General features: G+C 71.0%; 13 protein-coding genes. 11 read left to right on the forward strand and 2 right to left on the reverse strand.

The annotated features are described in order from the left end of the window. The first annotated feature begins 36 nt into the window (after positions 1 to 36). Positions 37 to 1,128 (forward strand): TIGR04552 family protein, encoded by a 1,092-nt coding sequence (locus WMF20_RS21790; RefSeq protein ID WP_129576168.1) that lies wholly within the window; start codon positions 37 to 39, stop codon positions 1,126 to 1,128. Positions 1,129 to 1,556: 428 nt separating this feature from the next. Here the strand turns inward: WMF20_RS21790 and WMF20_RS21795 are convergent, their stop codons facing one another. Then, a complete protein-coding gene (locus WMF20_RS21795; protein WP_236644713.1) occupies positions 1,557 to 2,297 on the reverse strand; it encodes a Crp/Fnr family transcriptional regulator in 741 nt (246 codons plus the stop codon). 233 nt (positions 2,298 to 2,530) lie between these two features. On the opposite strand from WMF20_RS21795, the gene WMF20_RS21800 reads away from it, so the two are divergent. The 10 genes from WMF20_RS21800 to WMF20_RS21845 all read left to right on the forward strand — a co-directional run bounded on the left by WMF20_RS21800 (position 2,531) and on the right by WMF20_RS21845 (position 11,733). Beyond that, positions 2,531 to 3,043, forward strand: a complete 513-nt coding sequence (locus WMF20_RS21800) for a DUF507 family protein (RefSeq protein WP_129576169.1) — start codon at positions 2,531 to 2,533, stop codon at positions 3,041 to 3,043. A 202-nt stretch (positions 3,044 to 3,245) separates the two neighbouring features. Beyond that, a complete protein-coding gene (locus WMF20_RS21805) occupies positions 3,246 to 3,563 on the forward strand; it encodes a hypothetical protein (RefSeq protein ID WP_044988583.1) in 318 nt (105 codons plus the stop codon). A 23-nt stretch (positions 3,564 to 3,586) separates the two neighbouring features. Next, positions 3,587 to 4,633, forward strand: coding sequence for an SDR family oxidoreductase (locus tag WMF20_RS21810; RefSeq protein ID WP_129576171.1), 1,047 nt, complete (start codon positions 3,587 to 3,589; stop codon positions 4,631 to 4,633). Positions 4,634 to 4,659: 26 nt separating this feature from the next. Further along, entirely contained in the window at positions 4,660 to 5,529 is an 870-nt protein-coding gene (locus tag WMF20_RS21815; RefSeq protein WP_437617153.1) for a YicC/YloC family endoribonuclease, read from the forward strand. 9 nt (positions 5,530 to 5,538) lie between these two features. After that, positions 5,539 to 6,177, forward strand: coding sequence for a guanylate kinase (gmk, locus tag WMF20_RS21820; protein WP_437616465.1), 639 nt, complete (start codon positions 5,539 to 5,541; stop codon positions 6,175 to 6,177). Further along, positions 6,174 to 7,061 (forward strand): S-methyl-5'-thioadenosine phosphorylase, encoded by an 888-nt coding sequence (gene mtnP / locus WMF20_RS21825; protein ID WP_437616467.1) that lies wholly within the window; start codon positions 6,174 to 6,176, stop codon positions 7,059 to 7,061. Before gmk ends, mtnP begins: the two co-directional genes overlap by 4 nt. A 154-nt stretch (positions 7,062 to 7,215) precedes the next feature. Continuing rightward, entirely contained in the window at positions 7,216 to 8,142 is a 927-nt protein-coding gene (locus tag WMF20_RS21830; RefSeq protein WP_437616469.1) for a PfkB family carbohydrate kinase, read from the forward strand. Positions 8,143 to 8,221: 79 nt separating this feature from the next. Further along, positions 8,222 to 8,884, forward strand: coding sequence for a hypothetical protein (locus WMF20_RS21835; RefSeq protein WP_237245543.1), 663 nt, complete (start codon positions 8,222 to 8,224; stop codon positions 8,882 to 8,884). A gap of 141 nt (positions 8,885 to 9,025) precedes the next feature. Then, positions 9,026 to 10,702: a serine/threonine protein kinase gene (locus WMF20_RS21840; RefSeq protein WP_437616471.1), complete on the forward strand. Its 1,677-nt coding sequence runs from the start codon at positions 9,026 to 9,028 to the stop codon at positions 10,700 to 10,702. Then, complete coding sequence (locus WMF20_RS21845) at positions 10,699 to 11,733, forward strand: hypothetical protein (RefSeq protein ID WP_437616473.1); 1,035 nt, start codon at positions 10,699 to 10,701, stop codon at positions 11,731 to 11,733. Before WMF20_RS21840 ends, WMF20_RS21845 begins: the two co-directional genes overlap by 4 nt. 97 nt (positions 11,734 to 11,830) lie before the next feature. On the opposite strand, the gene proS is transcribed toward WMF20_RS21845, so the two are convergent. Beyond that, the gene (gene proS / locus WMF20_RS21850; protein WP_437616475.1) at positions 11,831 to 13,387 is read right to left on the reverse strand and encodes a proline--tRNA ligase; all 1,557 of its coding nucleotides are present in this window, start codon (positions 13,385 to 13,387) and stop codon (positions 11,831 to 11,833) included. Positions 13,388 to 13,507 lie beyond the last annotated feature (120 nt).

Genomic DNA, 13,507 nt, shown 5'->3' on the forward strand with positions numbered 1-13,507 from the left:
ACAGCGCCGGCGCCTACGCTCGGGGGGCGTGAGGTCATGACGCACGACGCCTCCGTCGGCCGGCTCAAGCGGCTCGAAGAGTTCACGCTCATGGACCTGGAGTCCGTGCACCTCATCCTGCGCGGCGAATCGGTCATCGACTGGCGACGGCTCAACCTCCAGAGCGAGCAGGACGCGCGCGATCTCCTGCTCGCGCAGGAGTTCCGCCCCGACGAGCCGGGGGATCGCGCCCACCTCGAGAGCGTCAAGAACGAGGCGATCGCGTACCTGCGCCGCCACTTCGAGTTCCCGATCCCGAGCCCGGTCGCGCGCGCGTCGGTCGAGGAGATCCTGATGCTCGCCTCCGGCAAGGGCCATCGCCAGCTCTGCGCCTGCACGATCCTCAAGGCGATGCACATCATCCATCACCTGGCCGGGCGCGAGCTGCTCTTCTCGATCCCGATGTCGGACCAGGACGTCTTCCACCTCGTCGAGGAGAAGGTGTACCGGGTGATCGGCGGCATGCTCGCGGCGGGCTTCCCCATCACCGAGTTCATCGGCGGGCGGAAGAACAAGGACTCGCTCTACACGAAGCTCCTGTCGAAGACGGACACGACCGCGGCGGCCATCTACGACAAGCTCCGCTTCCGCATCGTCTGCCGCACGGTGGACGATCTGCTGCCCGTCCTCCTCTACCTCTCGGAGCGCCTGTTCCCGTTCAACTACGTCGTGCCCGGCGAGAGCACGAACACGATCCTGCGGTTCCGGAGCTACTGCGAGACGCGGCCGTTCCTCCAGCCGATGCTCGAGGCGCTGCAGACGGACGTCGACGACGGGCTGACGGCGGGCGACAACAGCTTCAGCGATCGGAGCTACCGCGTGATCCACTTCGTCGTCGATCTGCCGGTGCGCCTCCCCGCCGAGATCCTCGACATGGCGCCGCCCGCGGCGTGGGCGCTCGGGCCGATCATCTTCGTCCTCTGCGAGTTCCAGCTGATCGACCGCGAGACCGAGGCGGCGAACGAGGTCGGCGAGGCGAGCCACGCCAGGTACAAGGAGCGGCAGAAGCACGCGGTCATGCGCAGGCTCAAGCTCGGCGTTCGCTCCACCCGCGACCCGGTGAGCGGCGGCCCCAAGCGCGACCGCTAAGCGCGCCGCGCGCCGCAGCGCGGATCGCGCTCCGGATCGACAGGGGCACCGGCGCGCGGTGCGCGGCCGTGCGCTGTTCGCGCGGGGCGCCGTTCGCGCGCGGCGCCGAGCGCGCGGCGCCGAGCGCGCGGCGCCGCGCGCGGCGCCGAGCGCGCGGCGCCGAGCGCGCGGCCCCTTCCACGGATGCGTGACCGCGGCACGTGGCGTGGGATGGAGCTGCCCAGCGGGGAGCTGGCAGAGAGGTCCGCAGGATCTCTGGACCCGGGGTCCCTTGGAGAAGCAGCGCTTGGAGCAGGGAGGCGGACGCCGCTGCGAGGCCGGGAGCAGTCGGGCTGTCGGAGCGGAGGCCGCCGAGCGAGCAGCCTGGGCGGCGACGGGCGGCGCTAGGAGGAGACCGGCGGTCCCCTCAGCGACGCCGCCGAGCGAGCTCAGATGCGGCTCTTCAGCGCGTCGCGATCGAGCACCACGATCCGGCGGCGATCGATCTCGATCACCCCCTTGCGGCGGAGATCGCCGAGCGTGAGCGTGACGGTCTCGCGCGTGGAGCCGATCATGCTCGCCATCTCCTGATGGGTGAACGGCGCGGAGATGAGCACCCCGCGCGGATCGGGGATGCCCCAGCGCGTCGCGGCCTTGAGCAGGAACTCACAGAGGCGGGCCTCCACGTTGCGGAAGAGCATCGACGCCAGGCGCTCCTCGGTGTCCGTGTGGCGCTCGACCAGCGTGGTCACGATCGCGGCGGCGAAGTTGGCGTCGCTCGCCATCAGGTTGCGCACCGTCGCCAGCGGGACGATGAGCGCCTCGACGTCCTCGGTGGCGATCGCGCTCTCCCGGTGGGCCGTGACGCCGCCGAGCGCGGCCTCGCCGAGCACGTCGCCGGCCCCTCTGTAACCGAGCGACAGGCTGCGCCCGTCGCTCATCCCTCGCACCAGGCGGACCCGGCCGAGGCTGAGCATCGCGAGGGCGGTCGCCGCGTCGCCCTGCGTCACGAGGTGACGCCCTTTCGCGACGCGTTGGATCGTGCCCCCGTCGGCCAGCGCCGCCTGCGTGGCCGGGGATGCCGCATTGCCGATCGCCCCGCGCCGGACGACCCGTCGTTTGCGCGAGTCTAGGTCGAGTCCACCGTCGTTCCCGAGCGCGCCAGGCTGAACCCTGACGCTCCGTGCCATCGCATCCTTACCCATCATCATCGCGGCTGCTCCTGCGGTTTGCGGTGTCGCGGTCCGGCTGTTTCCGGGAGGGCCCCGCCGGCCGGGGGGCTCCGACTTGTGCCGGGACCTCCCACTTGCGTTGACATCCCGGAGACGCGGCCCGTACCTTTCGGTTTGAGCCGGGCACGCCCCGTGAATGAACCCCTGCACGGGGGAGCCAGTTCGACCGCTCCTCCAGCTACGGACGTTGGATGCGCCTCTTTAGCGGCAAAATTACTCCTCTCACAGAAGAAATCGTCCGCGCGCTCGTGGACAATCACGATATCGAGTGCGAGTCGAAAAAAGAGGTCGCGCTCGACATCGAGTCGGTGTTCACGAGCTACCTGCACGCCGAGCGGGAAGCGACCGAGCGGGCGAAAGAGATCCTCCAGGCTCGCGGGCTGCCCCAGGGCGAGTTCAACCGGGTCAAGCGCCTGGCCGCGGAGCAGAAGGGGATCAAGACAGGCGAGGAAACGATGGACTATCTCCTCGACCAGGTGCTCGAGATGCTGATGCACTCGAACAACGTCGAGGAGGTGTTCGTCGAGGATCACGACCTGCGGCGCCGGATACGCCCCATCCTCCGGAAATACCTGGAGATGGACGAGGCGCTGGAGAACGAGGTCCGCGGCAAGCTCCGCCACGTCCAGGAAGGCTCCCGCACCTGGGAGATCGAGTACCAGCGGGTCATGGGCGAGATCCAGCGCCGCAAGGGCCTGCTGTAGCCGGCGGTGACAGGCGGGCGAGCTCGTCGCGGAGCGAGCGAGCCGCCCGTGACGTACGCCGGTTCAGCGAGACCTCACCCGAACCACACCGCGCCTAGGCACGGGGACGCCATGCAGGACAATGGTGCACTGTATGCGACCATTCCCCTCGTGGAACGTTCCGCCTGCCAGATCGGGCTCCGTCGTGGTACCGGAGGACATCATGAGCTGGATTCCCAAGGTCGAGGCGAAGCGGCACTTCTGTCATAAATGCAAGAACGAGCTCATCTTCGAGGTGAAGCTCCAGCGCGCGGACACCTGCCCCCACTGCGGTGTCGACCTCCACTGCTGCAAGAACTGCGAGAACTGGGACCCGGCCGCGCACAACCAGTGCAAAGAGCACATCGCCGAGTACATCCCGGACCGGGAAAGGGCGAACTATTGTACTTTCTTCACGTTCAAGAACGGCGTACCGGAAGATAACTCGAAGCGCATCGCGGATTCGCGCTCCAAGCTCGACAACCTTTTCAAGAAGAAGTAGGCGCCCGCTGGGGGAGCACGCACATGTCCACGCCTCGCTACTTGGTCACCGGCGGTGCCGGGTTCATCGGAAGCAACCTCGTCGCGGCGCTGACCGCGGCCGGGGAGCGGGTCCGCGTCCTCGATAACCTCGCGACGGGCCGGTGGGAGAACCTCGACGGGCTCCCGCACCAGTCGTCGATCGAGCGCATCACCGGAGACATCCGGGACGCGGCGGCGGTCGCGGCGGCGGCGAAGGGGGTCGAGGTCATCCTCCACCAGGCCGCGCTCGGCTCGGTCCCGCGCAGCGTCGAGACGCCCGTCGAGTCGAACGCCGTCAACGTCGGCGGCACGGTCACGGTGCTCGACGTGGCGCGCCGGCAGGGCGTGCGCCGCGTCATCTTCGCCGCGTCCTCCAGCGCGTACGGCGAGACGCCCGTCCTCCCGAAGCACGAGGCCATGGAGCCGATGCCGCTCTCGCCGTACGCCGTCACGAAGCTCGCGTGCGAGCATTACATGAAGGTCTTCGCGGGCATCTACGGCATCGAGACCCTGAGCCTGCGCTACTTCAACGTCTTCGGGCCGAACCAGACGCCGGACGGCGCCTACGCCGCCGCGATCCCGCGGTTCATCGACGCCGCCCTGCAGAACCGGCCGATCCCGATCTACGGCGACGGGGAGCAGACGCGCGACTTCTGCTTCATCGAGAACACCGTCCTCGCGAACCTGCTCGGCGCCACGTCGCCGAAGAAGTTCAAGGGCGAGGTCATCAACATCGCCGGCGGCCGCAGGATCGGGCTGAACGAGCTCTGCAGGGAGATCTCGCGGGTCCTCGGGCGCGACGTCGCGATCGAGCACCTCCCGCCCCGCGCGGGGGACATCCGCCACTCGCTCGCCGACATCTCGCGCGCGGCCGAGCTCATCGGATACGAGCCCCGCGTGCGCTGGGAGGACGGCATCGCCCCCACGGTCACGTACCTGCGGACGCTCCGCGAGAAGGGCCCCGCGGCCGCGTCGGCCACGGTCACCTGTGGCAAGGTTCCGCTGCCCAAGGCCCAAGCGGCCACGGACACCGGGCACCAGGCGAGCTAGGTAGAGCGGAGCGGCTCGTGCGGAGCATGACCGGCTTCGGGCTCGGTGACGCTTCGCTCACCGAAGGGCGCGTCGTCGCCGAGATCCGCTCGGTGAACCAGCGCTTCCTCGACGTGCGCGCGCGGCTCCCGCGCGAGCTCGTCGATCTGACGATGTTCGCCGAGCAGGTGGTGCGCGAGCGCCTGCGCCGCGGGCGCATCGAGATCATCGTGCGCACCGAGGGGGCGGTGCTGGCCCCGAGCACGCTCGACAAGTCGAAGGCGCGCGCGGCGTTCCGCGCGCTCGCCGAGCTCCGCGACGAGCTCGCGCCGGGCGCCGACGTGCCGCTCTCGCTGCTCTGCGCGGTGCCGGACCTCTTCGCCCCCGCGGGCGGCCACGAGATCGCCGCCGTCCGCGCCGCGCTCAAGGTCGCGATCGAGCGCGCGATCGACGCGATGGAGGGCATGTGCCACCGCGAGGGCGAGGCGCTCGCCAGCGACATGCGCGGCCGCGTGGCGACGCTCCGCGCGCTCGCCTCCGAGGTGGTGGCGCGCGCCGACGACGCGCGCGAGGCGCTCCGGCGGCGCCTGCGCGAGCGCGTCGAGCGCCTGCTCCAGGGGATCGAGACCGGCTTCGAGGCGGCGCGGATCGAGGCGGAGGTGATGCTGCTCGCCGAGCGCAGCGACATCACCGAGGAGGTCACCCGCCTCCGGAGCCACCTCGACCAGTTCGGCGGCGCGCTCGCGGCGCCGGGCGGCGACCCCTGCGGAAGGAGGCTCGACTTCCTGCTCCAGGAGATGGTACGCGAGGCGAACACGCTGGGCTCCAAGGCGCAGGACGCCGCCATCTCCCAACACGTCGTGGCGATGAAGGTGGAGCTCGAACGCCTGCGGGAGCAGGTCCAAAACATCGAGTGACAGGAGAGCATGTCGACCGAAGCACTCAGTGACGACTTCCTCCTCCTCATCGTGTCGTCCCCGTCCGGCGCGGGGAAGACGACGCTCTGCGGGAGGCTGCGCAGCGAGTTCCCCGACCTGCGCTTCTCGGTCTCTCACACGACGCGGCGCCCGCGCCCGAACGAGGTCGACGGGCGCGAGTACCACTTCGTCGACCCGGGCACGTTCGAGCAGATGATCCGCATCGGCGCGTTCGCCGAGTGGGCCCGCGTGCACGATCACCTCTACGGCACCAGCCTGAAGGAGATCGAGATCGCCCGGGCCACGGCGCGCGGCGTCCTCTTCGACATCGATCACCAGGGCGCGAGGCAGATCAAGGCGAGCCTGCCCGAGGCAGTCGCCGTGTTCATCCTGCCCCCGTCGCTCGCCGAGCTCGAGCGGCGCCTGCGCGGCCGCGGCACCGAGGACGAGCCGACGACGCTGCGGCGCCTCCGCAACGCGAAGGGGGAGATCGAGCACTACGGCTTCTTCGACTACGTGATCGTGAACGACGAGATCAACCGCGCGTACGAGCAGCTGAGGTCGCTCGTCTTCGCCGAGCGGTGCCGCCGGCAGCGGCGCGCGGCGCTCTGCGAGCGGCTGCTCTCCGAGCGGAGGTTCGAGCGATGAGCGAGAGCGCTACGCGCGACGTGCTCGCCGTCATCGGCGGCAGCGGGCTCTACGAGATGGGGTGGCTGGAGGACGTCGAGGAGGTCTCGGTGTCCACGCCCTTCGGCTTGCCGAGCGACGTGGTGCTCCGCGGACAGGTCAAGGGCGGCGACGCGACCGTCCTCTTCCTGCCGCGCCACGGCCGCGGGCACCGCTTCTCCCCGTCGGCGATCAACTACCGCGCGAACATCTGCGCGCTGAAGATGCTCGGCGCGACGCACGTGCTCAGCGTGAGCGCCGTCGGCTCCCTGCGCGAGCAGATCGAGCCCGGCGACCTCGTCGTCGTCGACCAGTTCCTCGATTTCACGAAGCGCCGGACCTCCACGTTCTTCGACGACGGCGTGGTCGCCCACGTGCCGTTCGCCGATCCGGTGTGCCCGTTCATGGCGAGCGCCGTCTACGAGGCCGCGCGCGCCACCGTCGCGCGCGTCCACCGCGGCGGCACGTACGTCTGCATCGAGGGCCCGCAGTTCTCGACGCGTGCCGAGAGCCACATGTTCCGGTCCCTCGGCGCGGACGTCATCGGCATGACCAACCTGCCCGAGGCCAAGCTCGCGCGCGAGGCGGAGCTCCCCTACGCCACGCTCGCGCTCACGACCGACTTCGACTGCTGGCACGTGACCGAGGAGGCGGTGAGCGTCGAGGCGGTCATCGCCGTGCTGAACCGCAACATCGTGCACGCGCGGAACGTCGCGAAGGCCCTCGCCCACGGCCTCCCGGACGTGTCGCAGAGCCCGGCGCGCCACGCGCTGCGGAGCTCCATCATGACCTCGGCGAGCGCGACCTCGCCCGACGCGCAGGCGCGGCTCGAGTGGCTCATCGGCCCTCGGCAGAAGGCGGACTGAGCGTGCCCTCCGGCGAAGGCTGTCGCCGCGCCCGCCCTGCGGCAGCGAGCCGCGGGCGGGCGCCATCTCGCCCGGCCACGCGGGCGCGGCGACGGCGCCGCTGAAACGAAACGCGCGGCTAGCGGCTGCGCGCAAACCCGAATAAGAGGCTTCTGTGACGACCTCCTCCGCGATCCTCATCATCGGCTCGATGGCCTTCGACGACCTCGAGCTCCCCTCCGGCAACGCCAAGAACGTCGTGGGTGGCTCGGCCACGTACTCGGCGTTCGCTGCCTCGTGCTTCGCTCCGGTGCGCACGGTGGCCGTGGTCGGCGACGACTTCCCCGAGGAGACGCTCGCGGCGATGCGCGCCCGGGGCATCGCCGTCGAGGGCATCGAGCGCGCTCCGGGGAAGACGTTCCGCTGGGCCGGGCGCTATGACGTCGATCTCATCCACCGCACGACGCTCGACACGCAGCTCAACGTGTTCGCGTCGTTCGCGCCGAAGCTGCCGGAGGCGTACCGCGACACGCCCTTCCTCCTGCTCGGCAACATCCACCCCGCGCTCCAGCTCGACGTGCTCGAGCAGGTCCGCTCGCCGCGCTTCGTCCTCGCGGACACGATGAACTTCTGGATCGAGGGGGAGCCGAAGGCGGTCGCGGCGATGCTGCGCCGCATCGACACGCTCGTGGTCAACGACGAGGAGGCGCGCCAGCTCTCGGGCAAGTACAACATCCGCCGCGCCGCGAAGGAGATCCTGTCCCGCGGGCCGCGCCGGCTGATCATCAAGCGCGGCGAGCACGGCGCGCTGCTCTTCGACGAGGAGGGCGTGTTCGCGGCGCCCGGCTTCCCGCTCGAGGACGTCGTCGATCCGACGGGCGCCGGCGACGCCTTCGCAGGCGGGCTCATCGGTTACCTCGCGGGCCAGCCGGAGGTCACGCCGCTCGCGCTCCGGCGCGGCATGCTCCACGCGACGGCGACGGCCTCGTTCTGCGTCGAGGCGGTGGGCACGCAGCGGATCGCGAAGGTGACGCGCGCCGACATCACGGCGCGCCTCACCGAGATCCGGGCGCTCTACGAGTTCGGCGCGAGCACGATGTGAAGCCCGCCCCGGGGCGGGCCGGGGGCGAGGGCCTGCCGTGTGCGGTCGCTGTTCACCTTCCGGCGCATAGCCGTGCTAGATGACCGTCAAAGTGAACATGAACCTCACCACCCGTACACTCGCAGGCATCGCCTTGCTGGCACCCCTCGTCACCGGTTGCGCGGCCCGCACGGCGCCGTTCGACGAGATGGACAAGGCGCAGATCACCGTGCTGCGCCTCCAGGGTCAGGAGCTGGCCCCGACGCCGACGGCGACCACGGCCCCCACCCTCATCCCGGGGATCCCGCCCGAGCTCCAGCAGATGGGGCAGGCGGCTCTCCAGGGGCTGCAGCAGGCGCTCCCCGGCCTCATCCCGCCCAACCTCATCCCGGGGCAGACCGCGGCCGCGCCGACACTGCCGGCTCAGCCCCGCTTCAAGAACTTCGTCATCCTCCAGCAGCGTCAGCTCACGACCAGCGACGCCGACGAGGAGCTCAAGGATCAGATCCTCGACGTCTTCGGCGACGAGGACAGCTTCACGGCGGACCGCGGGAACTGCTTCTACCCGGGCCTGGGCATCTCCATCATCCGGCCGAACAACCCCACGCCGGTCGATCTGCTCGTCTCGTTCTCGTGCAACCAGGCGATGGGCGACGGCTTCCGCTGGCCCTACGCGGTCAACGGCTTCTCGGCCGACACCCACCAGAAGCTCAGCGAGATCTACCAGCAGCTGTGGGGACAGGCGGTCCCGCCCGGCGCGTGATCCCCCGACGCGGCGGGGCGCTCCTCCGGACCGCGTTTGTGTAATCAGCACCACATAACGTGCCTGCCGGGCCCGGATGCTAGACTTGCTCAAGCTTTCCGGGCTCCCTGCATTTCGGTCCGGAGCGCGCCGCACGACGTCATGATCCCCCAACCCCAGCTGCTGCCGGGAAAGGAGCTCGGGCATTACGAGCTCCTCCTGCCGATCGCGCAGGGGGGGATGGCCACGGTGTGGGCCGCGCGCCGCAAGGGCCATCGCGGCTTCCAGAAGACGGTCGCCATCAAGACGATGCTGCCGTCGCTCTCGGAGGACGCCCAGTTCGAGTCGATGTTCCTCGAGGAGGCGAGGCTCGCCTCGGGGATCCATCACCCGAACGTCGCCGAGATCCTCGACCTGGGTGAGCAGGGCGACGTCCTCTACATCGTGATGGAGTGGGTCGACGGCGAGGCGCTGTCGGTCATCGCGCGGGCGGCCAACAAGAGCGGGGTGGCGATCCCGCTGCGCATCGCGCTCCGCGTCCTGAGCCGCGCTTGCCTCGGCTTGCACGCCGCCCACGAGCTCCGCGACCCGCAGAACGACGATCAGCTGCTCGGGCTCGTGCACCGCGACGTGTCGCCCCAGAACATCCTCGTGACGTACGACGGCCACGTGAAGCTCGTGGACTTCGGCGTCGCCAAGGCGACCAACCGCTCCGGCAACGACACGACCGCGGGCCAGATCAAGGGCAAGGTCCCGTACATGTCCCCGGAGCAGGCGCGGGGCGAGCGGGTCGATCGGCGCACCGACATCTTCGCGATGGGCATCGTGCTCTACAAGCTCACGACGGGGGATCATCCGTTCACCGCGGAGAACGATCTCCTCACGCTGCAGCACATCACCTCGCGGCCAGCGCTGTCGCCCCGCCTGAAGAACCCGGATTACCCCGCCGACCTGGATCACGTGCTGATGACGTGCCTCCAGAAGGACCCGGACAAGCGGTACCAGACGATGCTCGAGCTGGAGGGCGCGCTCGAGGCCGTGCTGGCGAAGGAGCCGACGGTGACGGACCACGACGTCGGGGCGTTCGTGCGCGGGCTCCTCGGAGAGCGCAACCAGCGCCGGCGCGCCGCGCTGCGCGACACGGTCCGGATGCTCGACGAGCGCGCGTCGCACCCGCCCGAGGTGATGCTCGTTCGCGACAGCATCAGCGAGCTCTTCTTCACGCAGCTTCCCCCTGGCCATCCGAACGCACAGCTCCCCACGGTCCGCGCGAGCGCGCCCTCACTCCCGCAGCCGGTGCTGCTGCCCGAGGCGCTGCCGCAGAGCTCGCCTGGCCAGGAGACGCCGCTCGGCCCGATCGAGGTCCCCGCGGCGCGGAGTCGCTCGGGGACGCTGGCGGCAGCCGCGGCGCTCGCGGTCGTCACGGCGCTCGGCGCGGGCGTGGTGTGGCTCCGGCAGCGGCCCGCGCCGCAGCCGATCGCGCCCGAGCAGGCCGCGGTGGTCGACCGCAGCGCGGGCGCCGCGGCGGCTGCCGCCCCAGCGTCGGCCAGCACCGCCGCGATCCTGGTCGACAGCGACGAGATCGGCGCCGTACCGGCCCGCGACCCGATCGACGCCGCCGGTCCCGAGGAGCGCGGGACCGGCGCTCCGAGCCAGGCGGCCAAGGGCGCGCCGGCGGCGGCGGCGCCGAGCCCCGCGGCGCCGAGCGCGGCGGCCGCTGGCCCCGCGGCGCCGAGCGCGGCGGCCGCTGGATCCAGCGCCGCGGGCGCGCGCAAAGCTACCCCGAGCAAGCCTCCTTCGACGCGGTGGGTGCCGACCGTCACCGATCCCGGGTTTTGAGCGGCCGAAGGACGCGGCAGCTCCGCGACGCGCTCGTCCTGGCGGCGAGCCTCGGCGTCATGGGCGGCGTGCTGCTGCTCCGCCGGAGCCGGGAGCCCAGCGCGTCGCCGGTCCCGGCTCCGGCGAGCGCGCCCGCAGAGCCGTCGCCGCTGCCCAGGGGCGGCGAGCCGGAGCGGATCGCGCTCGAGGAGCGCGAAGCGCAGGCGGGCTGCGACTTCGCCGACCACGGCTTCGGCGGCTACGAGCGCTGGCGCCCCCTCCCGCTGGGCAGGCTCCTCGTCCCGCCGGCGCGCGCGATCTCGGCGGACGGCGGCTACGATCTGCTCGTCCACTTTCACGGCGCAGAGGCCATCCGAAAGGTGCTGGCTCCGAGGGACATGGAGCTGGTCATCGCCGGGATCGACCTGGGGACCCGCTCCAGCGACTACGCGCGCGCCCTCGAGGGCGGCGGCTGGGACGCGCTGCTCCAGGCGATCGACCGCGAGGTCGGCGCCGCGACCGGGATCGCGGGCGGGCGCGCGCGCCGCCTCGTGCTGTCGTCCTGGAGCGCAGGATCGGGCGCGATCGGCAGGATCGTCGAGCGCGGGACCAGCCATGTGGACGCCTTGATCCTGCTCGACTCGCTCTATGCCTCTTACATGCCGGGGCAGACGTCGCTCGTGCAGGGCCAGCTCGCGCCGTACATCGCCCTCGCGAACGCCGCCGCGCGCGGCGCGCCGGTCTTCTACCTGACGCACACCGAGATCCCGACGAGCGGCTACGCGTCGACGAAAGAGGTGGCCACCTTCCTGCTGAGCGAGCTCGGCGCGAGCCCGATCGCGGTGACCTCCAGCGGCGACGGCGCGCCGCCCAGAGCGCCCGGCCTCGGCGCCGAGGGAGCGGGAGACGCGCTACGGCTCACGCGGATGTACGACGGGGGCAGCCTCTACGTGCGCGGCTACGCCGGCTCGGGCCCCGGCGAACACTGCGCGCAGCTGCGGCTGCTCCCGGCGATCCTGGCGGAGCGCGTGCTGCCCGCGCTCGGCCGCTGAGGCACCGCTGCTCCGACGATGCGCGCGGCGTCCTGCCCGCAAAGGCGGGCGCGCCGGCGACGCCGCGCGCGCCCGGTGAGCCGGCGGGCGCCGCTGCTCAGTACGACTTCGCGAACACCACGCGCCGCGGGCTGGGCTTGCCCGTGAAGATGCACGTCCCTTCGCCGGTCAGCGCGTCGGCCCACGGCGCCCCTTCGAACCCGCCGGTCGGGATGCAGCGGATGGTCACCTTGTGCGCGTCCTTCACCGCCGCCTCGACCTCCGGATCGCCGGACCAGTGCGCCAGCGCGAAGCCGCCCGGCGCCTCCTTGCCCCCCTTCGACCCGAAGAACGCGTCGAAATCGGCGCGGCTGTCGATCACGTGCGTGTTCGCGTCGCGCATCGCGAGCGCGCGCGCGTAGAGCGTCGCCTGGATGTCGGCGAGGATCTCCGTGATGCGCCCCGTGAGCTCCGCGCGCGCCATGCTCGCCTTGTCCTTCGGCGAGCGATCCCTGCGCATGACCATGGCCACGCCGCCGTCGACGTCGCGCGGCCCGATCTCGATCCGCAGGGGGACGCCCTTCTTCACCCACTCCCACTGCTTCTCGCCGCCGCGGATGTCGCGCCGGTCGATCTCGACCTCGACGCGCCGCTCGCCGAAGCGCTGCGCCCGGAGCTCCTTCGCGAGCCCATCGATGTACTCGTCGATCTTGGCGCGCGTGTCGTCGCCCCGATACACCGGCAGGATCACGACGTGGGCCGGCGCGAGGCGAGGCGGGAGCACCAGGCCGTCGTCGTCGCTGTGGGTCATGATCAGGCCGCCGACGAGCCGCGTCGACACACCCCAGGACGTCGTCCAGGCGTACTCCTCGGTCTCCTCCTTGGTCTGGAACTTGATGCCGCTCGCCTTGGCGAAGTTCTGGCCCAGGAAGTGGCTCGTCCCGGCCTGCAGGGCCTTGCGATCCTGCATCATCGCCTCGATGGCGTAGGTGTCGACCGCGCCGGGGAAGCGCTCGCTCGCCGTCTTCGGGCCCTCGAGGACGGGCATGGCCATGAAGTCGCGCGCGAACGTGGCGTAGACGCCGAGCATGCGCAGCGTCTCCTCGCGCGCCTCGGCCTCGCTCGCGTGCGCGGTGTGCCCCTCCTGCCACAGGAACTCCGCCGTCCGCAGGAACAGGCGCGTCCGCAGCTCCCAGCGCACGACGTTCGCCCACTGGTTGATCAGCAGCGGCAGATCCCGGTAGCTCTGGACCCAGCTCGCGAACGCCGCGCCGATGATCGTCTCGGACGTGGGGCGCACGATGAGCGGCTCCTCCAGCCGGGCCTGGGGGTCGGGGATGAGCCCGCCGCCGGGGCCGGGCACGAGCCGGTGGTGGGTGACCACCGCGCACTCCTTCGCGAACCCCTCGACGTGCTCCGCCTCCTTCTCGAGGAACGACTTCGGGATGAACAGCGGGAAGTAGGCGTTCTTGTGCCCGGTCGCCTTGAACATGCTGTCGAGCTCGCGCTGGATGTTCTCCCAGATCGCGTAGCCCCACGGTTTGATGACCATGCAGCCGCGGACCGGGGAGCTCTCCGCGAGGTCGGCCGCGCGCACGACCTGCTGGTACCACTCGGGGTAGTCCTCGTTGCGCGTGGGCGTGATGGCGGTCTTCGGCGCTTCGTTCTTGGCCACGGTCTCTGCTCTCCTCGATTCCTCGATGGGCGGCTTCGCGGCGGCCCTGGACCTGGCCGCGCTCGTCCCGCAGCGGGCGGTCGGCTGGCGCCTGCCGCGCTCCGGGCTGAGCGCGCGACG

This window comes from Sorangium sp. So ce834 (genome assembly GCF_051521425.1).
GTDB classification, from domain to species: Bacteria; Myxococcota_A; Polyangia; order Polyangiales; family Polyangiaceae; genus Sorangium; species Sorangium cellulosum_D.

Coding starts and splice junctions, on each gene's coding strand:
- WMF20_RS21840 (WP_437616471.1), top strand. CDS start 9,026: ATGATCCCCCAACCCCAGCTGCTGCCGGGAAAGGAGCTCGGGCATTAC.
- WMF20_RS21795 (WP_236644713.1), bottom strand. CDS start 2,297: ATGGCACGGAGCGTCAGGGTTCAGCCTGGCGCGCTCGGGAACGACGGT.
- WMF20_RS21800 (WP_129576169.1), top strand. CDS start 2,531: ATGCGCCTCTTTAGCGGCAAAATTACTCCTCTCACAGAAGAAATCGTC.
- WMF20_RS21815 (WP_437617153.1), top strand. CDS start 4,660: ATGACCGGCTTCGGGCTCGGTGACGCTTCGCTCACCGAAGGGCGCGTC.
- gmk (WP_437616465.1), top strand. CDS start 5,539: ATGTCGACCGAAGCACTCAGTGACGACTTCCTCCTCCTCATCGTGTCG.
- WMF20_RS21835 (WP_237245543.1), top strand. CDS start 8,222: ATGACCGTCAAAGTGAACATGAACCTCACCACCCGTACACTCGCAGGC.
- WMF20_RS21790 (WP_129576168.1), top strand. CDS start 37: ATGACGCACGACGCCTCCGTCGGCCGGCTCAAGCGGCTCGAAGAGTTC.
- mtnP (WP_437616467.1), top strand. CDS start 6,174: ATGAGCGAGAGCGCTACGCGCGACGTGCTCGCCGTCATCGGCGGCAGC.
- WMF20_RS21805 (WP_044988583.1), top strand. CDS start 3,246: ATGAGCTGGATTCCCAAGGTCGAGGCGAAGCGGCACTTCTGTCATAAA.
- WMF20_RS21810 (WP_129576171.1), top strand. CDS start 3,587: ATGTCCACGCCTCGCTACTTGGTCACCGGCGGTGCCGGGTTCATCGGA.